Annotated in this window: 39 protein-coding genes; 20 read left to right on the top strand and 19 right to left on the bottom strand. The window is 35.2% G+C overall.

The genetic code is table 11. The features are described from left to right. Window positions 1-5: 5 nt before the first annotated feature. Window positions 6-935: a calcium/sodium antiporter gene (locus MNY28_RS02180; RefSeq protein ID WP_151900297.1), complete on the top strand. Its 930-nt coding sequence runs from the start codon at window positions 6-8 to the stop codon at window positions 933-935. Window positions 936-937: 2 nt separating this feature from the next. Here MNY28_RS02180 and mrdA read toward each other — a convergent pair whose 3' ends face one another. The 14 genes from mrdA to MNY28_RS02110 all read right to left on the bottom strand — a co-directional run bounded on the left by mrdA (window position 938) and on the right by MNY28_RS02110 (window position 11,841). Then, entirely contained in the window at window positions 938-2,725 is a 1,788-nt protein-coding gene (gene mrdA, locus MNY28_RS02175) for a penicillin-binding protein 2 (protein ID WP_346388774.1), read from the bottom strand. Then, window positions 2,722-3,174 carry a hypothetical protein gene (locus tag MNY28_RS02170; protein WP_346388773.1) on the bottom strand — a complete coding sequence of 151 codons (453 nt, stop codon included), beginning with the start codon at window positions 3,172-3,174 and terminating at the stop codon, window positions 2,722-2,724. The genes mrdA and MNY28_RS02170 overlap by 4 nt, the downstream gene beginning before the upstream one ends. Next, window positions 3,141-3,602, bottom strand: coding sequence for an N-acetyltransferase (locus MNY28_RS02165; RefSeq protein ID WP_346388772.1), 462 nt, complete (start codon window positions 3,600-3,602; stop codon window positions 3,141-3,143). Before MNY28_RS02165 ends, MNY28_RS02170 begins: the two co-directional genes overlap by 34 nt. Next, the gene (gene yihA / locus MNY28_RS02160) at window positions 3,592-4,209 is read right to left on the bottom strand and encodes a ribosome biogenesis GTP-binding protein YihA/YsxC (protein WP_151900301.1); all 618 of its coding nucleotides are present in this window, start codon (window positions 4,207-4,209) and stop codon (window positions 3,592-3,594) included. Before yihA ends, MNY28_RS02165 begins: the two co-directional genes overlap by 11 nt. Next, window positions 4,206-4,679 carry a lipopolysaccharide transport periplasmic protein LptA gene (lptA, locus tag MNY28_RS02155; protein WP_346388771.1) on the bottom strand — a complete coding sequence of 158 codons (474 nt, stop codon included), beginning with the start codon at window positions 4,677-4,679 and terminating at the stop codon, window positions 4,206-4,208. Before lptA ends, yihA begins: the two co-directional genes overlap by 4 nt. After that, entirely contained in the window at window positions 4,680-5,153 is a 474-nt protein-coding gene (gene lptC, locus MNY28_RS02150; RefSeq protein ID WP_230973322.1) for an LPS export ABC transporter periplasmic protein LptC, read from the bottom strand. It abuts the gene before it with no gap. 55 nt (window positions 5,154-5,208) lie between these two features. After that, window positions 5,209-5,703: an HAD family hydrolase gene (locus tag MNY28_RS02145; protein WP_151900304.1), complete on the bottom strand. Its 495-nt coding sequence runs from the start codon at window positions 5,701-5,703 to the stop codon at window positions 5,209-5,211. Beyond that, the gene (hisB, locus tag MNY28_RS02140) at window positions 5,700-6,272 is read right to left on the bottom strand and encodes an imidazoleglycerol-phosphate dehydratase HisB (RefSeq protein WP_346388770.1); all 573 of its coding nucleotides are present in this window, start codon (window positions 6,270-6,272) and stop codon (window positions 5,700-5,702) included. The genes MNY28_RS02145 and hisB overlap by 4 nt, the downstream gene beginning before the upstream one ends. A 2-nt stretch (window positions 6,273-6,274) precedes the next feature. Further along, entirely contained in the window at window positions 6,275-7,057 is a 783-nt protein-coding gene (locus tag MNY28_RS02135; protein ID WP_346388769.1) for a septal ring lytic transglycosylase RlpA family protein, read from the bottom strand. Beyond that, window positions 7,050-8,273, bottom strand: coding sequence for a lytic transglycosylase domain-containing protein (locus MNY28_RS02130; protein ID WP_230973323.1), 1,224 nt, complete (start codon window positions 8,271-8,273; stop codon window positions 7,050-7,052). The genes MNY28_RS02135 and MNY28_RS02130 overlap by 8 nt, the downstream gene beginning before the upstream one ends. Before the next feature lie 73 nt (window positions 8,274-8,346). Beyond that, on the bottom strand, window positions 8,347-9,123 hold the full coding sequence (locus MNY28_RS02125) for a TatD family hydrolase (RefSeq protein WP_346388768.1): 777 nt from the start codon (window positions 9,121-9,123) through the stop codon (window positions 8,347-8,349). Next, the gene (locus tag MNY28_RS02120) at window positions 9,113-9,283 is read right to left on the bottom strand and encodes a hypothetical protein (protein WP_188110063.1); all 171 of its coding nucleotides are present in this window, start codon (window positions 9,281-9,283) and stop codon (window positions 9,113-9,115) included. Before MNY28_RS02120 ends, MNY28_RS02125 begins: the two co-directional genes overlap by 11 nt. Further along, complete coding sequence (locus MNY28_RS02115) at window positions 9,271-10,815, bottom strand: AAA family ATPase (protein WP_346388767.1); 1,545 nt, start codon at window positions 10,813-10,815, stop codon at window positions 9,271-9,273. The genes MNY28_RS02120 and MNY28_RS02115 overlap by 13 nt, the downstream gene beginning before the upstream one ends. 12 nt (window positions 10,816-10,827) lie before the next feature. Continuing rightward, window positions 10,828-11,841 (bottom strand): integron integrase, encoded by a 1,014-nt coding sequence (locus tag MNY28_RS02110; protein WP_346388766.1) that lies wholly within the window; start codon window positions 11,839-11,841, stop codon window positions 10,828-10,830. 295 nt (window positions 11,842-12,136) lie between these two features. Here MNY28_RS02110 and MNY28_RS02105 point away from each other — a divergent pair, with 295 nt between their 5' ends. The 16 genes from MNY28_RS02105 to MNY28_RS02030 all read left to right on the top strand — a co-directional run bounded on the left by MNY28_RS02105 (window position 12,137) and on the right by MNY28_RS02030 (window position 20,730). Beyond that, complete coding sequence (locus tag MNY28_RS02105; RefSeq protein WP_346388765.1) at window positions 12,137-13,048, top strand: DUF5677 domain-containing protein; 912 nt, start codon at window positions 12,137-12,139, stop codon at window positions 13,046-13,048. A gap of 351 nt (window positions 13,049-13,399) precedes the next feature. Then, complete coding sequence (locus tag MNY28_RS02100; RefSeq protein WP_346388764.1) at window positions 13,400-14,230, top strand: hypothetical protein; 831 nt, start codon at window positions 13,400-13,402, stop codon at window positions 14,228-14,230. A gap of 5 nt (window positions 14,231-14,235) precedes the next feature. Continuing rightward, window positions 14,236-14,706, top strand: a complete 471-nt coding sequence (locus MNY28_RS02095) for a GNAT family N-acetyltransferase (protein WP_346388763.1) — start codon at window positions 14,236-14,238, stop codon at window positions 14,704-14,706. An 86-nt stretch (window positions 14,707-14,792) separates the two neighbouring features. Further along, entirely contained in the window at window positions 14,793-14,981 is a 189-nt protein-coding gene (locus MNY28_RS02090) for a hypothetical protein (RefSeq protein WP_151900322.1), read from the top strand. Then, the gene (locus MNY28_RS02085) at window positions 14,966-15,286 is read left to right on the top strand and encodes a type II toxin-antitoxin system RelE/ParE family toxin (RefSeq protein ID WP_346388762.1); all 321 of its coding nucleotides are present in this window, start codon (window positions 14,966-14,968) and stop codon (window positions 15,284-15,286) included. Before MNY28_RS02090 ends, MNY28_RS02085 begins: the two co-directional genes overlap by 16 nt. A gap of 248 nt (window positions 15,287-15,534) precedes the next feature. Then, window positions 15,535-16,098, top strand: coding sequence for an IS21-like element helper ATPase IstB (gene istB / locus MNY28_RS02080; protein WP_346389033.1), 564 nt, complete (start codon window positions 15,535-15,537; stop codon window positions 16,096-16,098). A gap of 205 nt (window positions 16,099-16,303) precedes the next feature. Further along, window positions 16,304-16,987 carry a Fic family protein gene (locus MNY28_RS02075; RefSeq protein ID WP_346388761.1) on the top strand — a complete coding sequence of 228 codons (684 nt, stop codon included), beginning with the start codon at window positions 16,304-16,306 and terminating at the stop codon, window positions 16,985-16,987. A 137-nt stretch (window positions 16,988-17,124) separates the two neighbouring features. Beyond that, the gene (locus tag MNY28_RS02070; protein ID WP_346388698.1) at window positions 17,125-17,424 is read left to right on the top strand and encodes a type II toxin-antitoxin system HigB family toxin; all 300 of its coding nucleotides are present in this window, start codon (window positions 17,125-17,127) and stop codon (window positions 17,422-17,424) included. Between the two features lies 1 nt (window position 17,425). Then, window positions 17,426-17,797 (top strand): helix-turn-helix domain-containing protein, encoded by a 372-nt coding sequence (locus MNY28_RS02065; protein WP_151900325.1) that lies wholly within the window; start codon window positions 17,426-17,428, stop codon window positions 17,795-17,797. A 138-nt stretch (window positions 17,798-17,935) separates the two neighbouring features. Continuing rightward, complete coding sequence (locus MNY28_RS02060) at window positions 17,936-18,208, top strand: BrnT family toxin (protein ID WP_151900326.1); 273 nt, start codon at window positions 17,936-17,938, stop codon at window positions 18,206-18,208. Then, entirely contained in the window at window positions 18,198-18,449 is a 252-nt protein-coding gene (locus MNY28_RS02055; RefSeq protein ID WP_346389032.1) for a CopG family antitoxin, read from the top strand. The genes MNY28_RS02060 and MNY28_RS02055 overlap by 11 nt, the downstream gene beginning before the upstream one ends. 118 nt (window positions 18,450-18,567) lie before the next feature. Continuing rightward, window positions 18,568-18,840: a type II toxin-antitoxin system Phd/YefM family antitoxin gene (locus tag MNY28_RS02050; RefSeq protein WP_151900327.1), complete on the top strand. Its 273-nt coding sequence runs from the start codon at window positions 18,568-18,570 to the stop codon at window positions 18,838-18,840. Next, window positions 18,837-19,193, top strand: a complete 357-nt coding sequence (locus tag MNY28_RS02045) for a type II toxin-antitoxin system RelE/ParE family toxin (protein WP_346388760.1) — start codon at window positions 18,837-18,839, stop codon at window positions 19,191-19,193. The genes MNY28_RS02050 and MNY28_RS02045 overlap by 4 nt, the downstream gene beginning before the upstream one ends. A 178-nt stretch (window positions 19,194-19,371) precedes the next feature. Continuing rightward, complete coding sequence (locus MNY28_RS02040) at window positions 19,372-19,617, top strand: Rho-binding antiterminator (protein WP_346388759.1); 246 nt, start codon at window positions 19,372-19,374, stop codon at window positions 19,615-19,617. 69 nt (window positions 19,618-19,686) lie between these two features. Continuing rightward, window positions 19,687-20,130, top strand: a complete 444-nt coding sequence (locus MNY28_RS02035; RefSeq protein ID WP_346388758.1) for a thioredoxin domain-containing protein — start codon at window positions 19,687-19,689, stop codon at window positions 20,128-20,130. A 279-nt stretch (window positions 20,131-20,409) separates the two neighbouring features. Next, window positions 20,410-20,730 carry a hypothetical protein gene (locus MNY28_RS02030; protein ID WP_346388757.1) on the top strand — a complete coding sequence of 107 codons (321 nt, stop codon included), beginning with the start codon at window positions 20,410-20,412 and terminating at the stop codon, window positions 20,728-20,730. Window positions 20,731-20,762: 32 nt separating this feature from the next. On the opposite strand, the gene MNY28_RS02025 is transcribed toward MNY28_RS02030, so the two are convergent. Genes MNY28_RS02025 through MNY28_RS02015 form a run of 3 tightly spaced genes read right to left on the bottom strand, consistent with a single transcriptional unit; the run spans window position 20,763 to window position 21,933 of the window. After that, complete coding sequence (locus MNY28_RS02025) at window positions 20,763-21,140, bottom strand: hemerythrin family protein (protein ID WP_346388756.1); 378 nt, start codon at window positions 21,138-21,140, stop codon at window positions 20,763-20,765. A 42-nt stretch (window positions 21,141-21,182) separates the two neighbouring features. Then, window positions 21,183-21,470, bottom strand: coding sequence for a NifU family protein (locus MNY28_RS02020; RefSeq protein ID WP_151900333.1), 288 nt, complete (start codon window positions 21,468-21,470; stop codon window positions 21,183-21,185). Between the two features lie 58 nt (window positions 21,471-21,528). Continuing rightward, window positions 21,529-21,933, bottom strand: coding sequence for a hypothetical protein (locus MNY28_RS02015; protein WP_151900334.1), 405 nt, complete (start codon window positions 21,931-21,933; stop codon window positions 21,529-21,531). A gap of 96 nt (window positions 21,934-22,029) precedes the next feature. Between MNY28_RS02015 and MNY28_RS02010 the strand changes: the two genes are divergently transcribed. The 3 genes from MNY28_RS02010 (at window position 22,030) to MNY28_RS02000 (ending at window position 24,267) form a co-directional block, all read left to right on the top strand. Continuing rightward, window positions 22,030-22,503, top strand: coding sequence for a hypothetical protein (locus MNY28_RS02010; RefSeq protein ID WP_346388755.1), 474 nt, complete (start codon window positions 22,030-22,032; stop codon window positions 22,501-22,503). 69 nt (window positions 22,504-22,572) lie between these two features. After that, complete coding sequence (locus MNY28_RS02005) at window positions 22,573-23,136, top strand: hypothetical protein (protein WP_346388754.1); 564 nt, start codon at window positions 22,573-22,575, stop codon at window positions 23,134-23,136. A gap of 114 nt (window positions 23,137-23,250) precedes the next feature. Then, the gene (locus tag MNY28_RS02000) at window positions 23,251-24,267 is read left to right on the top strand and encodes an NAD(P)-binding domain-containing protein (RefSeq protein WP_346388753.1); all 1,017 of its coding nucleotides are present in this window, start codon (window positions 23,251-23,253) and stop codon (window positions 24,265-24,267) included. Between the two features lie 25 nt (window positions 24,268-24,292). Here the strand turns inward: MNY28_RS02000 and MNY28_RS01995 are convergent, their stop codons facing one another. After that, complete coding sequence (locus MNY28_RS01995) at window positions 24,293-24,652, bottom strand: hypothetical protein (protein ID WP_151900338.1); 360 nt, start codon at window positions 24,650-24,652, stop codon at window positions 24,293-24,295. Beyond that, on the bottom strand, window positions 24,653-25,048 hold the full coding sequence (locus MNY28_RS01990; RefSeq protein WP_346388752.1) for a group III truncated hemoglobin: 396 nt from the start codon (window positions 25,046-25,048) through the stop codon (window positions 24,653-24,655). Window positions 25,049-25,056: the final 8 nt, after the last annotated feature.

The raw sequence follows: 25,056 nt of genomic DNA, 5'->3' as shown, positions 1-25,056 counted from the left end.
TAACAATGGATTATATTATATTTATTTCGGCAATGGCCGCTTTGATTTACGGGGCTGATTTTATCATTAAAGAGTCAGAACGGATTGCACTGCACTTTAACATTTCACACTTTGTCATCGGTGCGACTTTGGTGGCTTTTGGCACCTCTTTGCCGGAAATGGCAGCTTCTATGGTGGCATCGGCACACGGAAAAAGCGATATGGCCGTTGCCAATGTCGTAGGAAGTGTCATTTTTAATATCACTTTGGTACTGGGTATTGTTTTTATGATTGCGAAATCCATGAATCCGGACAGGGATCTCTTCTCAAAAGACAGTGCCTGGGTTATTGTACCTCTGGTAATCTTTTTTATTATGACGCTCGACGGAAAGATCAGCCGCATTGACGGTGCTTTGTTTTTACTTATGATGGTTTCATATATCATATTTTTGTTTTCAAGCAACAAAGAAGAGCTTGAAGGCGAGATAGATGAAGATTTGGTCAAAGAAAAATTTAATTGGCTAAAAAGTGCTCTACTGTTGGGTGTTGGTTTTGTTTTAACAATCGGAGGCGCTAACTTTGTTGTAGAGAGCGGTACAAATATAGCAAGAAGTTTACATGTAAGTGAGTGGATTATCGGTCTGTTTTTAATCTCTTTGGGTACTTCTCTGCCTGAACTTGTCGTCTCTCTTGTCGCCGTAAAAAAAGGCAATGCCGAGATGAGTATAGGAAATATCATAGGTTCAAATGTAGCCAATTTTTCTATGGTTTTAGGAGGTGCGGCTCTTTTGAATCCGCTGAGTGTAAATCTGGCAGCTACAAAATTTGACATGCTTATTCTTGCTGCAGCCTCCATAGCGCTTTTGTTTGTTTTGGCAAACAAGCTGTACAACAAAGCCGGAGGCATTTTTTTGCTTATAATTTTAGCACTGTTTATTCAAAATTCTTTTGCATAAAATTATTTTTTCTTGATATACCCAAGTTCTAAAAGCCTGTTGTATATGTCAGAAACAATAGAACCCGCTGCATGTCCGCCGTGTCCGCCGTGTTCTACCATAACAGTTACAACATACTGAGGATGTTTATACGGTCCATAAGTTGTAAACCAGGCATGTGATCTCTTATAGTAAGAGAGTTCATGTTCCTTCTTTCTTTTCAAAATATCCTGTTTTATGCCTATGACCTGTGCCGTCCCTGTTTTGCCTGCTATTTTTACTTTTACATGCAAATAATTCGTGGCCGTTCCGTGAGGAGAATTACATACCTGATACATCGCCTTTTGGATAACAGGAAGTTTTTTCAATTCCACTTTGTTCAACACATTTTTGTAGCTGCTTTTATACTTTTTATCTCCAATCAAAGAAACAAAATGTGGAGTAGGCAGCTTTCCGGTTGCCATAAGCGCTGTTTCTCTGGCAATCTGTATAGGCGTTACAAGAAAATCACCCTGCCCGATTGCCATATTTGCCGTTTCGCCTATATTCCATATTTTATGGTATTTTCGTAGCTTCCATTCACGGGAGGGAACAACACCTATAAATTCATTGGGCAAATCTATACCTGTTTTTTTACCAAAACCATAGCGTTTTAAGCCGGCACTCATTTTTTTATTGCCCAGTACCAGGCTTCCTTTATAGAAAAAATCATCACAACTCTCCCGTATTGCTTTTGTGATGTTGGTGTGTCTGTGCCCTTTTTTCTTCCAGCATCTAAACGTTCTTCCGCCTAACTTCAGGTTTGAGCGGCAGTCAACACTCCAGTGCTCATTCAAGTCCGTAGTGATATATAAAAGCCCCAAAAGAGGTTTAATGGTCGAACCTGGCGGATACAAACCGTGTGTCATTTTATTTGTAAAAGGGTGATCAAGACTTGATGAGAGTTCATCATACATTTTATAGGACATTCCGGAAACAAAAATATTTAAGTCATAATTTGGATAACTGCCCGCAGCTAAAATGGAACCGTCAACATTCATAACAATTACAGCACCTATCTTGCCTTCAAAAAGCTTTGAGATGTACTTTTGCAGCTCCATATCAAGCGTAAGTTTCAGTTTTCTCTCCTCATCAGGACTTTTATAACTTAACTCCTCCACTTCCCGATTGTTGGCATTGACTTTTATCTCTTTTACTCCAGGTGTACCCTGCAGGTAAGAATTATAGTATTTTTCAAGACCTGTTTTTCCGGTATAGCCTATGAGGTCAAGCAGAGGGTCTTTGTCAATATCTTTTTGGTTTGCACGAGAAACATAGCCTATCATATGTGCAGCAATATTTTTATACGGATAGTATCTTTTGGGTGCCGGAAGAATTTTAATGTTTTTTCGCAGGTTCAGCATAGAATATACCGGCATCATTTTTTCATATGGTATGAAATGGACAACATCTATGAAGTTGTGGTTATAGTATGAGTCTTTTTTTCTGTAGTTTTTAATAATTTTTTCTTTGTCTAAATCAGGCAGTGCTTTCTTTAAAAAAGAAACGGTGTCATTAAATTCGTTTTTATGTTTTTTCAAGAGCAAATGAGGTGCAATTTGGATTTTAAATCCAAGTTTGTTAATAGCTACAGGTCGATTGTATCTGTCTACTATCTCACCTCTGACAGGTGCTATCTGCTCATGTTTGATGGTGTTTTGCAATGAAAGCCTGCTGTAGTAACTGTTTGATTCAACGGCCAGATAGAAAACGCGCACTATAAGTGCCAGCCAGATTGATACAAACACAAAAATAATAAATTTTATTTTCATAAGAGACCTATTAAAAAGAATTCAATTACTATATAGTAAATTATATAGTAATTTATATTTGGCTGTGGCAATAAAAAAATATTTGACAACAGTGTCAGAAAAAGAAAATAACCAAGATAGACAAGGATGGCTGTCAGTGCTCGAATACAAACCAAACAGTTGGAATTTTTGGTGATTTGAGGCATAATAAATTTATACAATACATAAAAATAGACAACTGCACTCAAAAGCATATATCCGTAGTTGGCTTCAAAAACAACAAGACACAGCACAACAACAAAAACAGAGAGTGTGTCGTCATTGTCAAGTGCACGGGCAAAAAGTACATACAGAAGTGTCAGCATTGGCGGCAAAAACGGATAAATAGTGCCCAGACTGTCATACAGTACAAAAAGCACTATATAAAAGAGTGAGATTACAGGTTTTTGATGAGAGATACTTCGTTGCATATCGGAAAGTGTTTACATTTAATACAATCGGCCCAAATTTTATGTTCGGGAAGGGACTCTTTTGGAATTTCCACAAATCCCAGTCTTTCAAAAAAAGATTGCTTGTAGGTGAGACTCAGTACTTTTTGAAGACCGAGTGCTCTGCCCTCATCAACAGCGCACTCAACCAGGTTTTCTCCTATTTTCTGTCCCCGAAACCCCTCTTTTACAACCAAAGAGCGTATTTCGCCAAGATATCTTGTGTGGATGTGGAGTGCCGCAAAACCGACAAGTTCATCAGCTATAAAAGCCAAAGTATACGAACGGATATTTGTTGAGATTTCATCCTCGCTTCTTTCTAAAATGATACCGCTCTGCACTTCAGGCTGTACCAGATCTCTCATTTTTTCAATATCTGAGAGTTTCGCCTTGGTGTAGTCAATCTTCATCTGTCTTCTCTTGCAGTATTCCATAAATGACTTGAACAATTTTATTGATTCCTCTTTTTTTCGCACTTGAAACCATTAAAGCATTTGGAAACTCTTTTCGAAGTGCACTTTGCTCTTTTTGATTTAATTTGTCAATTTTTGTAAATATTTGCAGTATATATTGGTTTTCTCTTGCCGTGCTAAAAAGAAAATCACTCACTGCCGTATCTATTTCCAAATGGGGATGTCTGCAATCTATAAGGTGTATAAAAATCTTTATCTCTTCCCTGTTGGCTATATAGTCTGTCAGATTTTTTTCCCAATCATGCTTGAGAGATTTTGCTACTTTTGCGTAGCCAAAACCAGGCAGGTCTACAAACTTTGCCACAAGTTTTTCAGAAGATTCTCTGTTTAAAAAAGTAACATCAAAATAATTTATAAGCTTTGTTTTTCCGGGAGTTGAAGAGACTTTAGCCAACCCTTTGTGATTTGTCAAAGCGTTGAGCAGCGAACTTTTTCCAACATTTGAGCGTGCCATAAAAACTACTTCGTTCTGTTCTTCGGATTCCGGAGCTGCATTGACATTCGGAGCCGATGTTATAAACTTTGCCTCAACAATGTCTATCATTTTTTTTCCTTTTCGTCTTTTATATCAAATATCATAATGACAGGCTCTTTTGCAACACCTTTGGCATAGGCTTTCCCGCTTATCGCCTGCAAAATAACTTCATCACCGAAAATCTCTTTTTTCTCGTTGAGTTGCTGCAGATGTACATTTCCAAAAAAGTGATACTCTTTTTTTAAAGGCAGGTAGACGACTTTTTGTGCAACACCTCTGTAGTTTGCTCCCTCTACTGTTTTTATTACAAAAGAAGCATTTCCGACAGCTACAAATTTTGTGGGCTTGTTGTTTTTGTCCGTATATACTGTAACCTTGGAGGCGTTAAGTTCATCATTGACTTTTTTAATTCTGACATGTCCGGTAAAAACTGAAATACCTTTTTTCTGGTCGCCTCTAAACTCATCTGCTTTGATTTTAAGCTCTTGTGAAAAGAGTAGAGTCTGTAAAAAAAGTGTTAGTACAAGTAGATATTTCATCTATTTTTCCTCTTTTAATTGATATGTAGCAATAACATTTTTAGAATAAATCTTTTTTGTAATATTATTGTATTTTATATAGTCGCCGATGACTACATTGTCATTCAGGTAGGCAGTGTATTTTGTATTGCTGACTACATCTGCTGTTTTTTTATTGTAAAGTGCTTCTTGGCTTTTAAATGTCAGTCCGTCTTCTCGCACATAGACAACATGACCGCTCAGCTTGACGATTTCATTTTTATATACACCCAGGTCAGAGACCATATTTGCAATATATTTTTTCGAATTGTCGGTATAGTCCATATCTTTTATCTCATATCTCTCAGCGTATCTTGTTCCGGTGTTTCCAAGTAAAATTGTCGCCAATCCGTGAGTATCAAGTTCATACATCGTAAAATCACTCAATTCAAAGAGTGGCACATCTGTAAAATGGTGTATTTTTACATCCATAGGTTTGAACATGAAAAATATCATCAGCAAAAGCGTAATGACAAAGGTTAAAAATATATTGATATTGATTTTTTACTCCTTACACCCAGACAGATAAAAATGCTTCTTTTTGGTCATTTTCTTTCACTAAAATATCTATCATCTCTCTTACCGCACCATTGCCGCCGCTTTTTGAGAGTGTTGTATTGACAAGTTCTTTAATTGCATCATGCCCGTCACTCGGAGTAAAACTTCTCCCGGCAAGACGCAGCATATTATAGTCATTCAGATCATCGCCGATTACGCCAACCTCATAAAACTCCAGACCGAGTTCAGCAATGATTTTTCTTAGAATACTCTCTTTGTCCCGTATACCCTGGTACAAATGCTGCACTCCCAGTTCTTTGGCTCTTTTTTCAACGATAGAGGAGTTTCTTCCTGTTATAATGGCAACCTGATTTCCCGTTTTTATCCAGGTTGTTATGCCAAGTCCGTCTTTTACATTAAAATTTTTGCTTTCAAATCCCTCTGCCGAGTATATAAGTTTACCATCAGTTAAACAACCGTCAACATCCAATACTATCAGTTTAATCATAAAACATCTTTTGTACTTGGGATGCCGACTCTCTCATTCTTTGCCGTTGCCCGTCTGAGTGCAACAGCGACCGCCTTAAATGCCGCTTCTATAATGTGGTGTTTGTTTTTCCCGCGGCACTCTATAATGTGCATGCTTATTCTTGCATTTAAGGCAAAGGCACGAAAAAACTCTTCAACAAGCTCTGTATCAAACTGCCCTACTTTTCCACTGACACTGAGTTCATAGACCAAAAAAGGACGATTGCTCAGATCCAAATCGCAGGAGACACAGGCCTCATCCATCACAATGTTTGCACTCCCAAAACGCTCCATATTTTTTACAGGGTAAAGAGTCTGAGCAAGCACAGAGCCTAAAACAATGCCCACATCCTCAACACTGTGATGGTCATCTATATGCGTATCCCCTTTACATGTAACGTCCAAATCAATGAGAGAGTGTTTGGAAAAACTCTCAAGCATATGGTCTAAAAAGCCGACACCTGTATTAATATTACTTTTGCCTGTACCGTTGATATCGAGTGATACTGTTATATCTGTCTCTTTGGTTGTTCTTGTTTTTGTAATCATTTTTAATCCTCTCTCACTATAAATGCACCTTTGAATATGCCGTTTGCCTTGTAGTCTCTTGCTTCTTGTTCACTTTTAAAGCCTTTGAGCCAGACTTTGAACATTCTGCCGTTTGGTGTCTGCATATCTTTGATGACAGTTGTATATCCGTCTGTATTATTATACTTTTCCTGTGTCCTTATTGCGCCGTTTATATTTGAAAAAGAGGCAATCTGCAATGCAAAACTGCTTAATTCCACACTCTTAGGTGATTTTTTCAACTGTTTTTTATTTGGTATCTTGTTTTTGCCTTTTCCTGCAAAACCAAGCACTTCAAGTGTTACAGGAGCAGTTCCCGTGCCTATCATGTCGATTTTTGAGGCTGCCGCTTTTGAGAGGTCTATGATTCTTGTCGAGACAAAAGGCCCTCTGTCATTGATGCGAACCACTGTACTTTTTCCGTTTCTTCTGTTGGTCACTCTTACAATGGTATTCATCGGCAGTGTTTTATGTGCAGCTGTCATATCCCACATATTGTATCTTTCACCGTTAGATGTAAACTTTCCGTGAAAATTCGGTCCGTACCAGCTTGCATTGCCTCGGAATCTGTCTCCGACACTTACGACAGTCGGATAGTACCGTTTTCCGTGTACCACATAAGGACGCATCGTCGGATGTGAATATTTTTTCTGACTGTATGTAGGGCTTGAGTATTTATGATGTATGTAGCTGCTCGGTCCTCTTGTGCTGCATCCGCTTGTAAACAAAGTAATACCAAGCACCGATAAAAAAAATATTTTATTCATACAGCTTCAACCTTTCGCCGACCCGAATCAAAGATCCTTTGATGTTGTTTTGTGCCCGTATGTTTTTAATGCTGATTTTATGGGCTCTTGCGATGGAGCCTAAAGAATCACCTTTTTTTACCATATAATAATGCGTACTTTGAAATTTTTTGTGTTTAGTGTTTTTGGCTATGGGAATGACAAGCTTTTGTTTGATTCGTAAACGGTTTGTGCGCAGTTTGTTGAAATCTTTAATCACCTTGTACGAAACACCGTATTTTTTGCCAATACGGGAAAGGTTTTCTCCCCGTCTGACTACATGTATCTTGTAGATATTCTGTATGGGTTCCTGAAAATACTTTTGCTTGTATTCTGCGAGTTTGATATACGGTATATATACATCGTATCCATCTGCATATGGCGGAACAAAATCATATTTTAAATGCCTGTTGAGCTTTTTCAAATCTTTTAAGGGAATATGAATAAGTTTTGAGAGTCGTGCCAAAGACTCTCCGCGGGGCAGTTTCACGGTTGCAATCGAGTAGGCGTTTGCACGATTTAAAAGGTACTCATACTCACTGTGCAGCATATACTGCTCGTCACTGCCTATCAGGGCAAGGGCAACAATTTTGCGGATATAGTAGCGGCTCTCTCTCGGGATATAGTGTTTTTTAGGATTGAGCAAAACAGAAAGTTTGTCTGTTTTTGCCTTTCTGATTGCCTTGCTTAACGCACCGCCGCCACAGTTATAGGCAATGGCAGCCAAATACCATTTTCCAAACCGCTTATGCAGTGCCGAAAGGTATTTTGCCGCCGCTTCGGTTGATTTGATCAAATCGCGTCTCTCATCTACATACTCGTCAATTTTCAGATGAAAAAGTTTGCCTGTTGCGGGCATAAACTGCCACAGTCCGGCTGCTCGTTTATTAGAATAGGCCTTTGTGTGAAAATTTGATTCAGCCATGGCAAGATAGAGAAACTCCTGAGGAACATTGTATTTTGAGAGTGTACTCTTAATGGCAGGAATAAACAGATAGGCATCTTCCATCGCCTTGAAAAAATGTTTGTCTCTTGACAATGTTTTTGCTTTCATTCTGTTCATTACAGGGTCATACAAAAATGACGGTTCTATATCAAATGAGTCCAACAATGCCAGTTCTTTGTTGTAGTTTGATTCATACGTCAAATTCGCCAAAAGAAGAAACGGGAAACACAGGGTTAATATATATTTAATCATAGACAACTTTTTAATTTTAATTTATGCTATTTTAGCCAAAATTCTATTAAAAAAAGTTGTAACCACTATGATATTAAGAAATATGAAAGAGTTTCAGGGCATTTTCTGTGGTCAAATTTTCTATTTCCTCTTTTGGAATCTCTAAGATTTCTGACATTTTTTGTGCCACAAGAGTTGTATAAAGCGGTTCGTTTCTCTCTCCTCTGTGTGGTGTAGGCGTCAAATACGGACCGTCTGTTTCTATAAGAAGTTTCTCTTTTGGTATACGTGGTAAAATATTGACAAGCTTTTTGGCATTTTTAAAAGTCAAAACACCGCCTATGCCAAAGTAGAAGTTTTCATTTGCCAAACTTAAAAGCTCATCGTCGGCATTAAAACAGTGCAGCACACCACCCACTTCACCTGCATTATGCTCCAGCAGCAGCATTTTTGCATCATGCGAAGCGTTGCGGATATGGACTATTAAAGGCTTTTTGTGTTTTTTGGCAAACTCTATCTGTGCTGCAAAAACCTTTGCCTGCGCCTCTTTTTCCTGTGCTTTTTCTGCATCACTGCCTTCAAGACGAAAGTAATCCAGCCCGCATTCACCGATTGCCACACATTTTTCATGTTCCACGTACTTTTCAAAATAGGATATATCAAAACCCTCGATGTCATACGGATGCACTCCTATGGCAAAATAGACATCTTCATATCGTTCTGCAATGCTTATGGCTTTTTTCAAACTGCCAAGATCCGCTCCGGGAATGATAAAACGCTTCACCCCACCCTCTCTGGCACGCTCCAATACCGCATCCAAATCTTCATCATACCGGTCATCATCCAAATGTATATGTGTGTCAATTATCATTTTTCTTTTCTCTTCTCTTCTTTACATGTAATATATTTCGTATCATTAAAAATATAAAAAACACAGAAACCAAAACAGAACCGCCTGCGAGGAGTGTATTGCCTGCATTGTAAAAACTGTATGCCAAAAACAGTCCTACAATTGAGATCACGAAACACATCTGTTTGCCTCCAACAGCTCTTTTGCAAACTTTTTGGCTTCACTCGAAACAGTTTCTCCACTGATGATTCTGGCTATTTCATCGACTCGTTCGTTCATGTTCAGCTCTTTTGTTTTTGATATTTTACCATCTTTATAGACCAAAAAGTGCTGATTTCCCATAGAAGTCAGTTGCGGCTGATGAGAAATCACAAATATCTGAAAATGTTCAGAGAGCTGTTTGAGAACTTTTGCCACGCTCATAGACTCCTCACCGCTTAGATTCGCATCTATTTCATCCAGCATTAACACCCCGCCGTTGTTGCTCATAAACTCTGACTTTAAAGCCAAAACTGCCAGACGGAGCCTGTTAAACTCACCCGTACTTATTTTGGAAAGTTCCGTGTCATTGAGTTCAATCTCCAGCTTGTCCTGTCCGTAAAGGCTGTATGGTGTTGTGCGCATGTGGATCTTTGCATCTCTTAAATACAAATTATGCAAGTAGCGATTTAAGTCTTTGACAAAACCCGGCAAAGCTTTTTCACGGCAGGAACTCAATGCATCGGCAAGCTCTTTAACTTCTGCAGAGAGCTTTTCATACCTTGTATGCAAATCGTTTTTTGCACTTTCAATATTTTCATATTTTACAAGTTCAAGCTCTTTTTGCTTTTTATACTCCAGTGCTTCTTCTATGCTTCCGTACCTGCGTTTGAGTCCGCTTAAGGCCTCTATACGGTTCAGCACCTCCTCCACGTCAACATCATCCAATGCGCTAAAACGCTCCTGCGAACTCTCCAAGATACTTCGCAACTCATTCATGGCATCATCAAAAAAACTGCTCGATTCATCCAAAGCATCCAGGGCGGATGAAACCAAATGCTCGTAATTGAAAATCTCATTTGCCGACTCTATACTGCCTAAAACTTTCTCTTTTTTTGAAAGCGCTTTTTTAATTTGCAACAGTTCTTCATCTTCGCCTATAACAGGGTTTATGTCTTCTATTTTTTTTATCTCATACGCTGCAAACTCTTTTAACTCAACAATTTTTCTCTCTTCTTCTTCTATTACATGTAATGCTTTTTTTACTTCTTGATATTCTAAAAAGCTTTTTTTATAGGACTCTTTTATCTTCGCAATTTTTTGGGATTTGCTCTCTGCCCTTTTATCTAAAATGTCAAGCAGGTTTTCATTTTCAAAATCGCTGAAGTCTTTTAAACTCAAATGACGGAGATACTGAGATGCAACCCGACTGATAGCTTTGCGAGAAAGGCTTTGGTTGTTAATAAAGTAACGTGATTTTTCTTTTTTGATGTGTTTAAACACGTTGATATCATCATTTTCAATGCCGCACTCCTCTTCGTCAATCGTCCAGGTAACACTTGCTTCACAAACAGAAGCATCACAAGACGCACCCCCGAGCGATGAAAGTATAGACTCCATAAGTATAGACTTCCCGCTCCCACTGGGACCGGTAAACACAACCAGACCCGATTGCAAATTAAGCTCCGCTTCTTTAAAACTCAAATAATCTTTCAAGTAAAATCTTTCTATCATTCTTTTGCCTTTTTAAAAGTCCAAAGGACTTATGAGTTTTGCTTTGTTCATCTCAGAAACTACGTGTCTGGCACTAAATGCCGATACCACCGTCGCTAAAGCGAAAGTGTGGTGTAACCACTTAAGTGTTTCTACAGATTTATGCCCTAAAAGCTCTTGAATACTTCTTAAGTCTATGCCTGCTTGCAGTAAATGAGTCGCATAACTATGTCGAAATATATGTGAAGTCACACGTTTATTTATGTTTGCTTTTTGTGCTGCTGCTTTTATATTTCTGCCTAATGTTTTTGGATGAATATGGTGCCTTCTAATCGTATCACTCCGAGGGTCTTTTGAGACTTTAGTCATAGGGAAAATATATTGCCACTTTGTTTCAAACTTTGCTTTTGGAGATTTTCTTTCATAAGCATGAGGCATATATACAGAACCGTATCCATCCTTTATATCTTTAGCATGTATGCCTTTAACATAGTCAATTTGTGCAAAAAGTCTTTGCTTTATTACTTGAGGAAGAGGAACTGTTCTATCTTTTAAACTTTTAGAATCCCATATATAAAGTTTATCAAATCCAAAATCTATATCCTTAATCCTTATATTTAATGCTTCGCTCATTCGTAAGCCACAGCCATACATAAGATATACTATAAGTTGATATATCCCTGTCAGATTTTCTAAAATTTTCTGTACTTCATCTTTGGTTAAAACAACTGGTATATGTTTTCTTTCTTGTGCTCGTAAAGCCTGAATATTTTCATTTGACAAGTCTATATCTAAAACTTGAGTATATAAAAATAAAAGTGCAGAAAAAGCTTGATTCTGTGTAGTAGGACTTACTTTTCTCTTAACTGCCAAATAAGTTAAAAATTCTTCTATCTCATTCTTGCCCATTTCAACGGGATGCTTTTTTTTATGAAAAAATATATACTGTTTTATCCAGCCAGTATAAGACTGCTCTGTTTTAATACTGTAATGCTTAAATCTAATTTTTTCACGAACCAAATCAAGTAGTTTTTTCTTCATTTGCATAATAACTCCTTTAGAACTAGACAGACATTATGTCCTTTCTCTACAGTTTATCTTTATTAGAAAGACATTTTGTCCAACTATTAGACTATTTTTCAGTAAAAGGTACATTTAGAATTTTTACAATAGTAGCTCTTTTTTTGTTTTAAACTAATTTTTATTGCAAACTGTCATATTTTTAAAAATAGAAAGACAATTATCATGTCTCACTATTTTTGTTTTTTAAGGTTTATGTGTATATAATGTCTCCTATTAAATAGTTAGACTACAACACAAACTTTATTAAGGAATAAATTTGATGCATGCATTAGTAAAAGATTTTTTTGACAAAAGAGTTATCTCAACAGATATAGATATGAATAAACCACTGCATAATGCAATTTTATATCTTGAAGAATCAAACAGTGTGTTAAATAAAATGGTCGAAAAGAATATAGGTAAACTTGAAGAAAATGTACCTTGGTCAACCATGCATGATATGTACAAAAGAAGTTATGATCATCTTTGTGGAGTATTAAGTTTATTTATTATCGGACAACTCCAATCTAGTGAAGCATTATGCAGAACGGCTATTGAAAGTTCTGTAAACTTACATTATGTTAGCTTAGATAATTCTATGGATAAATTAATAGCATATTTCAAAGATTATATTCAAGCAGAAAGAAAGCAAAATGTTAATTGGGAAAAAAGCATAGATAATTCGAGTTACGATTCAGAGTCTAAAGAATTTCATAGAAAAAAAATTGAAGGAAAAAATAAAGCATTGGATAAATATGAAGAAATGCTTCAACAATCACTGTCCTTAGCTAATATAGATTATGATTCTAATACTACTAGATGGCCTAATATATTTGAAAGATTTCGTGATATAGACCATGAAGTTAGTTATAGAACAGTTTATATGGCCTTGTGCTCTCAGGCTCACAATGACCCAGAGGATATATTAAATAATATAATGACAAGAGTAATAGCAAATGTTGATGGTTTAGAAAAAGCAAACTTTATTGAGCAATATCAGTTCTCTTTATATATGGTTCTTACTTGTCTTAACTTTCATATTTTAGCATCAGCTATGTATATTGCAAAATTTGAGATAAAAACAAAGAAGCTTATGGATATATATAAGAAATCAACAAAAATTCTTATTGAATTTACAGATAATATGGAAAGAACAATTACACAACATATAACAGCTAAAGAAGTAGTCTAACAAAACGCAGGAGCCAATAGTTGACCCTAGCGGGTAAACTATTGCTCTCCTCAACCGTTATGTGTCTATCGTAAGCACTTTGCTTATGATGAGAAAATTGTAAAGAAGTTGAGATTTAAAAAAGAAAGTTTGCAAGCTTAAACGCAGAGAAGAAACTGAAAAGCCTTCTCAGTAAACGCCAACAAACTTACTAAACGTAGTGCATCAAAAACCCTTACAAACTCAACGGAATTCCGTTGAAACTTTAAGGACATAAAGAACACGACGACATAACAAAAACGAGGAGGCTAATAATTTTCCCTAGCGGAAAATTATTGCTCACGACAGTCGTTATAAACAAAAGGATATTATGTGATTTCAAAAACTGCTCTAATACAAATTATTGTAGGAATTGTAGGTTTTTTTTCTACAATAGGGATGTTTTACCTTGGGAAAATCTACAATTGGCAAAATTCAATGGATATTATTGCTTCTGTTTTATTGGCTATAGGAACAATCCTTATTGAATTATCTATATCATTTACAAATTTGAAGGACAGCATAGAAAAGTTATATCCTGTATTGGAATTATCTGCTGAAGAGCAAAAGAATATACACTCAGCAATTTTGATGACAAATCAATTAAAAATACAAGAAAATAATCCGTATGCACAAATTGCTTTAATTAGTTATGGAGAAGCTGTGAATACATTAAAACAAGCAGTAGAAGGAAATAATTTTTATATTAATAATATTTTTCAAGCCAACTATTTAGCATTAAAATCAATGCAACCAGGACAAACTTTCAAAGGGTTAAGTGCTCTAATTAGCGAAGACTATTGGAATCATGACCCAGAAATGGAACGATATAAAGAGCTAAATTTTTCACAAGCACAAAGAGGAATTAAAATAATAAGAATTTTTTTATTTAATAATGAACATGAATTGTCACAAATGAAAAAAATTATGACAGAGCAACAAAATAATAAAATTCAAGTATTTTATTGCTTCAAAAAAGATATAGAAAATATTAATCATTATTCAGATTTCACATCAATAAAAGATCTAAATATGGCAATAATAGTAGAGCAAGAAGAGAAACTGCAAACTGTAACTATTACCCAAAATGAAATTTCAATTGGAATTCTTGAGAAACAATTTGATAGAATACTAATCAAATCTAAAAAATTCGATGCAGGATAGAATATATGATTATACGAAAAGCAAAAATTAAAGATTTTTTAAAAATATCAAAATTAGATAGAGAAGCATGGGGAGAGAATGCACATGCGGATTTTGTACCAGATGGGGAGCATGTATGGAGATTATGGGTAGAATATGCAATTGTTTATTGTGCAGAAGAAAAAAAGAATATAATTGGTGTTATTCTTGCATTTCCAACAAAGAATATTAGTGAATATTTTTTACATAAAATTTTTATTGACTATCAATTTAGGCAACAAGAAATAGGAAAAAAATTATTTCATCAACTTTGTAATGAACTAGATAAGAAAAAATTTAATTGTTCTTTGACAACTGCACCAAATAATGAAGCAATGAAAAAACTATGTAAAACATTTAATTTTAATGAAATTAATTTTATAAAATCTTATTACAGAAAAGAAGAAGATCGGTTATTTTATACTAGAAAGTTTATAACAAAACAGAGTAACGAATAAATTACCTAGCGGCAATTTATTCGCTATCTTTAGCCGTTATACTAAAAAAGAAGATATGTTATAATACAAACAAAAAAGGAGAGTACATGGTAGCCGTAAAACAAGAAGCACAAGAGATGATTCAAAATCTTCCTGACAACTGTACTTATGAAGATATTCAGTATCACCTTTATGTTGTAGAAAAAATTAAAAATGGCATTAGTCGTGCTGAGAATGGTGAAGTTTCATCGCATCAAGATGCAAAACAAAGAATGGATAAATGGCTTTCACACTAGAGTGGTCAGAAGAAGCTCTTGAGGATATTGAGTCAATTGCAACTTACATAGAAAAAGATTCCCCAACCTATGCTAAATCTGTAGTTTCAAAGTTTTTTGAAAAAGCAGAGATATTACAAGGATTTTCAGAACTAGGGCGAAAAGTTCCTGAATTTAATGACACAAAAATTCGAGAAATTTTTGTTTATAGTTATAGACTTATCTATAAATTGAATGAAGATAGTATTTTGTTTGTGGCAGTAGTTCATGGAAAAAGACTTCTTGAAAATCATCAACAAAGTATAACAAAACAGAGTAGCCAATAAATTACCTAGCGGCAATTTATCGGCTATCTTCGACCGTTATGTGTCTATCGTAAGCACCTTGCTTAGAGTGAGTTTGTTTCAAAGAAAAACAAACTTCAAAGAGAGAGTTCACAAGCTTAAACGGAGAGAAGAAAGAGTAAAGTCTTCTCAGTAAACGCCAAGAAATTCACTAAACACAGTAAGTGAAAAACCCTTAAAAACTCAACTAACTCCCGTTGAAACTTTAAGGACATCAAAAACACGACGACATAACAAAACATAGTAAAAAAATATGTGATGTGGCTACACTTGAGTTTGTAAAACGAAAAGAGAATATTATTCTACTTGGGCAATCTGGTGTCGGAAAAACACATCTTGCTATTGCACTGGCATATGCAGCAGTACAAAAACGCATCAAAGCAAGGTTTATTACGGCAAGTGATCTGATTATTCAGATGAGTCATGCAAAAAAAGAGAAACGGTATGACTCTTTTATCAAGCAGGCTGTAATGGCTCCATCACTACTTGTAATTGATGAGATAGGTTATTTCCCTATGAGTAAAGAAGATGCACATCATTTCTTTCAGGTTATCTCAAAACGCTACGAAAGAGGCTCTACCATTGTTACTTCTAATCTTGTTTTTAGTCAGTGGAGTGGAATATTTGCTAATGATAAAGTTGTCACAACTGCCATACTTGACAGGCTATTACATCATTCTCATGTGATCAATATACTTGGCGATTCCTATAGACTTAAAGAAAAAAAGGAGGAGGGATTAGTAGATTCAGATTTATATAAGTTTCAGTCTAAAAAATCAATGAAACATTCATAGTAGATAGAGTTGCTTTAAGGTTACAATTCGTAATATTTCTTACGAAAAACTGCTGAATTTAACTCCGCCGTTGACATATGAATTACTAAGTTATGCTACAAATTTTATGGCAAAAAGTAAAATGATAGAAGTATATATCAAATAATGCTAAAATACTCAATTAGATTATTTTTCTATCTTGTCTAATTTATAAGGAAAGTGGTAAATGAAAAAGTTAAATGAATTATCATTAAAACAAAGAGAAGAACTTTTTAGACAACTTCGTATCTCTATCACTCATCACTCAAATGCGATGGAAGGAACAACCCTTTCATTTGGTGAAACAAAAGAGTTACTTGAACATGGGAACACGGCAGGAGATAAACCTCTACATGAACAGCTTGTAATATTAGGTTTTGCTAAAGCCTATGATGTAATAGTTCGTGAAGCTACTAACAAAGAAAATATTATTGACAGTAGTTTTATAAAAGATATACATGCAATTATGTTTGAAGATGCTCTACATGTAGCACCTCAATTTATTTCTAAACCTATTGGAGCATACAGATTAGATGAAAGATATATAAAAGGTGTAGATATAAAACTATCAGCACCTAATAAAATATCAAATGATATTGAAAATTTACTTTATAGATTTAATAGTAATAATATGAGTTTAGAAGATATTGCAGAGTTTCATATTTTATTTGAAAGAGTGCATCCATTTGCCGATGGTAATGGAAGAGTTGGAAGGTTAATTATGGCTTTTCAAGCTATACAAAATAATATAGTTCCTCCACTTATTGAAAATGAACATAGAAGTGAATACTTAAAAGCCATTAATGATAAAGATAAGCTTTTTAAGTTTATTGATGAAAGTATTCAAAACAGTATGGATTTACTAGACTAAAAAGTACAACAAAACCTAGGAGAGAAATATTTGACCCTAGCGGCTCAAATATTTCTCAAGTCAGTCGTTAGCATCCTCAAAAATTTCATCTTACATAATTTAAGTTCTAAAAATGGGAACTATGTTATAATTCGTCTATGAGAATAATTTCAAAGAAAAAACTAAAAGATTTTTACGAGCAGCCAAAATACACAGACTCTAAAAATCCTTTAGAAGCTTGGCATAAAGAAGTTCTAAAACTTGATTGGAATAATCCAAATGAAGTAAAAGAGATGTATCGAAGTGCTAGTATTATTGGAAATGAAAAAGTTGTTTTCAATATTGCTGGAAATAAGTATAGATTGATAGTTTCAATAAACTATTATGCAAAAATTGTTTTTGTAAAATTTATTGGAACACATAAACAATACGATAAAGTTAAAATGGAGGATTTATAAGATGAATATTAAACCAATCAAAAATGAGCAAAACTATAATGAAGCACTGCAAAGAATTGAAAATTTAATGAGTGCCAAACCAAATACACCAGAGATGGATGAACTAGAAGTCTTAACAACTTTAGTAGAGGCTTATGAAGAAAAACACTATAAAATCGAAGCACCTGACCCAATAGAAGCTATTAAGTTTAGAATGGAGCAAGAAGGCTTAAAACAAAAAGACTTAGTTTCTATTGTTGGAAGTAAATCTAGAGTATCTGAAATTTTAAATAAAAAAAGAAAACTCACTATTGAGATGATAAGAAATTTACATAAGCAATTGCACATACCAGTAGAAAGTCTTTTTTTAGACTACAAGACTAACTGTGCTTAAATGCTAACAAAACAAAGCTGAGCCCTAAACGTGCCACTCAGCTTCGCCGTTAACTCTCCACAAAAACTTTCAAGACTTGACAAACATGGTATAATTAAAGTATACTTTTTATACTTAAAATACAAAAAAAGGATTTATGTGAAATTTGAGTATGATGATACGAAAAGTCAAATCAATAAAGAGAAACATGGCATAGATTTTGTAGAAGCTCAAAAGCTTTGGCAAGATGAGGATGCACTTGTTGTTCCTGCTAACATTGTTGATAATGAAATTCGCTATGCACTCATCTCAAAAATACTCACAAAATGTTTTGTTGTAATATTTACTATAAGAGAAGACACAAATAGAATTATTAGTGTTCGAAGATGTAGGAAAAATGAGGAGAAGAATTATGAAAACAATAACTGCTAAAGAGTTTGATGAGAAGTTTGATAATGGTGAAGACATAAGTGAATATCTTGATTTTTCACAAGCTACCAGACCTAATGCTCTTAAAACAGATACAAAAAAAGTTAATGTAGATTTCCCACAATGGGTTATAGACTCTTTAGACAAAGAAGCAAAAAAGATAGGTGTAACTAGACAGTCTATCATTAAAGTTTGGATTGCTGAAAGGCTCAAAGAAGAAACTGCACATTTGCAAGTAAGTTAACAAAACAGAGTAGCCAATAAATTCCCTAACGGAAACTCATTGGCTATCTTCAACCATTAGTATAGCACTTGCATATTAAGTCTTAATTTGGTACAATAAAAAGACTGAAGGAGATTTTATGCAAATTGTTGAAGATATAAAACCTATTACATATTTAAAAAGTAGAGCGGCTGACGTTCTCAAACATATTAACGAAACACACCGACCAATGATTATTACTCAAAATGGCGAAGCGAAAGCTGTAATTTGCGATCCAAAAAGTTATGAAGATATGCGAAATGCCATCTCAATACTTAAACTTCTTTCATTTGCTGAGGAAGATATAAAAGAGGGAAATCTTCACTCAGAAGAAGATGTGTTTAAATCTGTTGAGGAACTTCTTAATAGATGAATAAAACATATAAAGTTCAATGGACTTCAAATGCGAAAGAAGACCTCTTAAATATTGTTGAATATATGAAAGAAAATTCTCCTAGTATTGCAAAAGAAATTTATCAAAAAATAAAAACTAAAGCTAACTCTAGTAACTTTTTTCCATTAAGAGGCAGAGTTGTACCTGAACTTCAAAAAGAAGGCATTACAATGTATCGAGAACTTATTGCTTCCCCTTGGCGGATTATGTATAAAGTTGATAGTGATACTATTTATATAATGGCTGTTTTTGATTCACGGCAAAATGTAGAAGAGTTACTACTACAAAAACTGATAAGAAGTTCAATACTAACAAAAAAGAGTAGCCAATAAATTACCTGGCAGAAATTTATCGGCTATCTTCGACCGTTACAAAAACCAACATTATACCTATTTATAGAGAGCTGATTGTGCAGCATTGGAGGATTATGTATAAAATTGAAAATGACACTGTTTATATTATGGCTATTGTTGATTCAAGACAACATGTTGAAGAGTTGTTGTTACAAAAATGATTAGCTGTCAACAATACGACTATATTGAAATAGCATGTATGTACCACTACCCTGTTAAATTAACCATGAAATCAGGTTCTGTTTTTGAAGGAAAAGCACTTGATACAGCCCGTAACGAAAATCATCAGGAATGTATCAAAATAAAAATCGAAAATCATGAAGTATTGGTTGTACTTGATGAAATCAGCACACTTGAAACTGCCATAAAAAATCCATATTTTAAGATTATTTCCTTCGTTTAAAACTTAAGTGTTTCTTATTTAAGTTTTAATATAATCAAAACAAAAAGATATGATAAAAGAAGGAAAATTGTGGAAATTATTAAAATAGTATGTTCAGAGTGCAACACTCTTAACAGTAGCAAAGGTGAATCCAAAGAAGAAACCGTTATCTGTAAACAATGCCACTCAGAACTCGACAATCCTTTTGTTGTTGAAGTAGATGATGAGAACTGCATGCTGCACATCAAAGAAAACAGTATTGCGGTATTGGTTGATTTTTATTCTACTGCCTGTGGTCCGTGTATGGCAATGTATGAAGACTATGAAGATGCGGCACTTGGTTTTGGATCGACAGTAAGGTTTTTAAAAATAAATGCCGACAAACATCAAAAAGCAGCAAAAGAGTATGGAGTGGGTGCGCTTCCAACCATTATTGCCTTCAAAGAAGGAGAAGAAGTCGGCCGTATCAGCCAACAGCTTTCTCAGGTTGAGCTTAGTCTTTGGGCACAAGACCTAGAAACATTATACCTGTGAGCTTTATGCTTATGTATTAATTTCTCAAGATAAAGAAGTGCCGGATGTCATTTTAGAGTGTGTCAGTAAACTTGTAAAGGAGCTTAAAAGTCTCGATACTGCCACTTTTTTTGAAAGAATAGTAAATAATCCTTTCTCTCAAGAAGCAAGAGACTTGGCCCGATGGTGGGAAATGTATCAGACCTATATTCCCGTTAGCTAAAAAATTATAAGTGTTTTTAATTTTAAGTGCAATCAAAAAGTACAAAGGTACACTGTCAATTTTAAAAAGGATACAAATTGACAGCAAATAAAAAATATGAAGTCATTACATATGAAGAAAATATAGTTTTTAATTTTACGCTTCCAGAAGATGGAAAAGAAAACCAACTAAGCAAAGAAGTTATTTTAGTCTGGGATGATGTTTTAGAAAAGTTTTTAGAGACATTTACACAGGAAAAATCTTATACCATTCACTCATTTAAGAATGTAAGAGAAAAAAACAGGTTTATCGAAAATATTGAAAAGGTAACCGAAGAAATTATAGACCAGATAGATGAAGATATAAGCCAAAAGATGAAATTTGGATTTGACTACACTTCTCCAACCTACGAAGATTAAAAACAGCCGGTTGATGCCGCTGTTTTAAAGTATTAAGAATTAGCTGATTGAAAATACTCTGCCATCAGCGCATCCATCGTTTTAACATGATCTAGCATCCAAGATTCTAAATTCCCCTTTATGTAAGCCATAATCGCATTCGTATCTCTTTTTTCTTCAAAATACTTAATGATATGCGCAAGCTCGCTTAAATGTCTGTCATGTTCTGCTTTATGTGAGTTATATGATGGAAATTTTGTTTCCTGCATCATACTTTCTTCTTCTGAAAAATGTATGGAAGTATGTGCAAGAAGCTCCTTGAGCGTTGCAAGCGTTGATTCTATATCGTTGCTGCCTGCAGCTGTCTCAAGTTTGTTTATAAGAAGACTTTCCTCCAGGTGTGTGTCATTCATGCTCGGTACTGCTACCATCGAAAGTTCTTCTTGTGCAATCAATTTTTTTCCTTTTGTATGCTAAACTGCATATACTCTGATATTGTCGGTTTCGAGTTGACCGTTTAAAATTCTCTGAATGGAAGTCAGTGTTCCTCCTGAACTTGCACAAGATCCGCAGGCCCCGACATATGAGATATAAATATCAGTCAGACCGTTTGTCTCTTTGAGATCTATAAAATCCAGATCCCCGCCATCTGCATGTAAGAATTCTCTGATTTTTTCATCTATAATTTTATCTACAGCATTAATCTTTTGGATGACACTCATGTTGTCAAAGTCCACTTTTTCCGTTGTTGTTTCGCTCATTATTGTCTCCTTTTTGTGATTATAATACCATTGGATACTTAATAAAAAATAAAAAAAATCAGTTGGTTTTTTTCCCGTTTATCATATGGGTTACGGAAACTTTATCGTTCACAGACTTGATTATAACTTCTGCAAAGTCACCCATTTCATACTTTCTCAGTGTAATTGTTCGCGTCATTTCACCTGCAGTGTCCTTGACAACTTTAAATCCCTCTTCTTTAAAGTGAAGAATACACTCATCAGCATTTGAATAGGCGGAAGATTCTTTTTTTTCTTCATTGTATGGCTTCACCCTGATTTTACCACCACTTTCATCATATGAGATTTTCAATCCTACAGAGGGTATGTTACTTTTCTCTACCCATTGGGTAGTGTCAAACTCTTTTGTCTCACCGTCAGACAACATAAGCAATCCCTTGCCGTCATTACTGTTAAACTGAAATATCATTCCTGTCATGCTCATTTTTCATCCTTGTGTATTTACTGAATTTTAACCTCTTTAGGCTTAAGACAAGAAAGGGTAAGATTCAACTTATAAAACATACCAAAGGAGAGTACTATGCTCATGAAAAATCTGCAGGATGACATCAGTGATGTCGAACTGAAACAAAGATGGCGGCTCTACTGGATAACTACAATCTTTGAATTTTCAAATCTCAAACTCCAGGAAATGGCATGGGTCTACCCCCAAACAGCCAAATGGCCCGATGATGAAGTATGGTCTTCTTCCTTTGATGAATGCATAAGTGCCTATTTTGACATATTAGCACTCGACGATGCTTACGAAAAAGCTGTCCTGCATGCAAATGTTTCCAAACAAGAGGCTGATCATGCAAAAAAGTTTCATCAACTTGCAGCCTTTTATATGGAACCGGATGAAAATCCTCAGGAGATACTGCAGGATGAAGAATGGCTCCGGGTTGTCAGTGCAGCAAAAGAATTCTGGGAGTATTTGAAAAAGAATGTCACATCACAAAGAGAGACAGACTTGATGAATAACTTAGAAAAAAAGTTTCCGTTTTCTTTTGACTAAGCATTTAAGAGACATATAGCTACAATTCACGAAATCAAAAACCATATTATTATGAAGGTAACAGCAAAAATGATAACACAAGAAGAATTAGAATCGATACAAAGCAGTGACGAGAGTGTTCGCAGAGCACTGGCAAACAACCCGGAGACATCCACAGAAGCACTGGATAAATTAAGTGAAGATGAAAACCAGTTTGTACGCGCAAGAGTTGCTGCACATATCAATACTTCACCTGAAACATTAGACAAACTAAGCAAAGACGAAAGTCCGTTTGTTCGTGAATTTGTTGCAGAACACCCAAATACAAAAGTCGAAACGCTCATAGCCCTAAGCAAAGACAGAGAAGTTGTGTCCTGGGTAGCCGGCAATGCAAACACCCCTGTTGATATTTTGGATACGCTCAGTAATGATGAGGATGTATTTGTCAAAATTTCTATTGCAGTGAACCCAAGCACAACACCTGAAATCTTAAATAAACTAAGCAAAGACGAAGATGAAAATGTTCGGGCAGCGGTTGCGAAAAATCCGATTGCACCGCTTGATATACTTGAAAGGTTAAGCAGTGACGAGCATGAGGATGTACGCAAAATTGTTTCCGAACACCCCTCTAGAGCAGATCAAACCGGTATATAAACAGAGAAATTTTAAAAACATATTAAAAAAATAACATAAACAGATATTAACAAGAGTATTTTCCTGAAATTTACTATACTACGGCCTGAATTTTACGACAAAAAGGGGAAATAAATGGCGCAAAATAATCCAAAGACAGTAGACCTGGCAATAATAGGTGCAGGTCCTGGAGGAATGGCAGCTGCTATAGAAGCAAAACTGGCCGGTATCGAAAATGTTATGGTTATAGACAAAGCACCGCATCATAATGATATGATTCATAAGTTTTACAAAAAAGGCAAAAGAGTAGATAAAGACTGGATGGGAATCAAGTTTGAATTTACTGGCAATGTTACTTTTGAAGAGTGTTCAAAAGAAGATTATATTCAACAAATGAATGATAAGTTAAGTGAAGCCGGCGTATTGGACAAATTTGAATACAACCATGAAATCATTAGAATTGAAAAAGAGGAAGATGGACTTTTTTCAATTGTTTATGCTACAGACGGCATAGCCGAAGCTCTTGAAAATATGAAAGCAAAAAATGTTATTCTTTCTGTTGGCCGCATGGGTAAACCCAACAAACCAAAATACAAATTTCCCAAAGAACTCAAAAGTGTACTTAACTTCAACCTTTCCAAAGTTCAAAACGGTGAACATGTAATGATAGTCGGCGGTGGAGATACCGCCGGTGAGTATGCCTATGGTTTGATTGAAATGGAAGGTATGGAAGACTGTGTTGTAACACTCAATTACAGACAGGCTGAAATAAAAAGAATGAATCCGACCAATACAGAAATGTGCATGAAGTACCTTAACAATGGCAAACTTATCAATAAACTCGGTGTAGATGTTGCAAGTGTTGAACCAGGTACAGAAAGAGCAATCAAAGTAAACTTTACAGATGGAACTACCGGTGAATATGACAGAGCAGTCTATGCACTTGGCGGTACTACTCCAAAAGACATCCTTGTAAATTCAGGTGTTAAAACAGGGGAATGGGATGTTCCGGTGTATGATGAAAAAACTTTTGAGACAAATGTAAAAGGTCTTTATACTATTGGTGATGTTGTTACGGATCAGGGAAGTATTGCACTTGCATTCAATCATGCAAGTGATGCTGTCAAAGACATTGCTTCAAAGTTAAAATAGAGTTTATCTATTTTAACTTCGTTGTTTAAGATTTAGATTTATAAGTTGTGTTTACATTATCAATAAATGATTTTGTAAACATTCCTACGCGAGGCTCATCCTCATAATGATAGGCAGCAAATCCGAAAAAATCTTCTGGCGTAATGTCATACTCTATCATTTTGTTTATTGCACCTGTCATATCATTGCTAAAAAACAGTTCTGCAATCTCTTCACCCTGATTTGCACTGTTTTGAGTGTCAGTCGGCCTGTAGCATTTTTGTTTGAGCATTTGTTCTTCAAGTTCGTCAAGTCTGTCGCCCTCTTCTACAGTGGCTGTACCTGTTTTAAGAATTTGCATAACCAGTTGCTGCATTTCTTCTAATATTTTTGCTTGTTCACTCATCTACTCTTCCTCTTCTTCATCTATATCCAAATTGTCAATAAACTGTTCGGCTAAAATATCTGCTTTTTTGTAAAACCTTTGAGCAATTTCAGAAGTAAACATAGTATCAACAACATTTTTAAAAAGCATCAGCCAGCGTTCAAATGTTTCTCTGTACATCTGCCCCAAAAATGCATGCGGAGGGAAGGGATCACCCTTGTAACCAATTTCCGCATTCATCATCAGTAGCCAAAACCCAATTAATGTATTTAAATGTTCATGCCATTTTCCACTCTTCAAATCACTTCCCAGCGCTTTTGTAAAATAAGGGCTTAAAATATCATCTTTGAGTACATCAGCATAAAACCGATGTACCATCTCTTCTACCTTAGCTCTGTCTACGGTATCATAAAGCATATACTCTC

The organism is Sulfurimonas sp. NWX367, assembly GCF_039667065.1.
Taxonomy (GTDB): Bacteria; Campylobacterota; Campylobacteria; order Campylobacterales; family Sulfurimonadaceae; genus Sulfurimonas; species Sulfurimonas hydrogeniphila.
The sequence above is the reverse complement of the archived record's forward strand: the minus strand, read 5'-3'. Positions and strand labels throughout refer to the sequence as shown.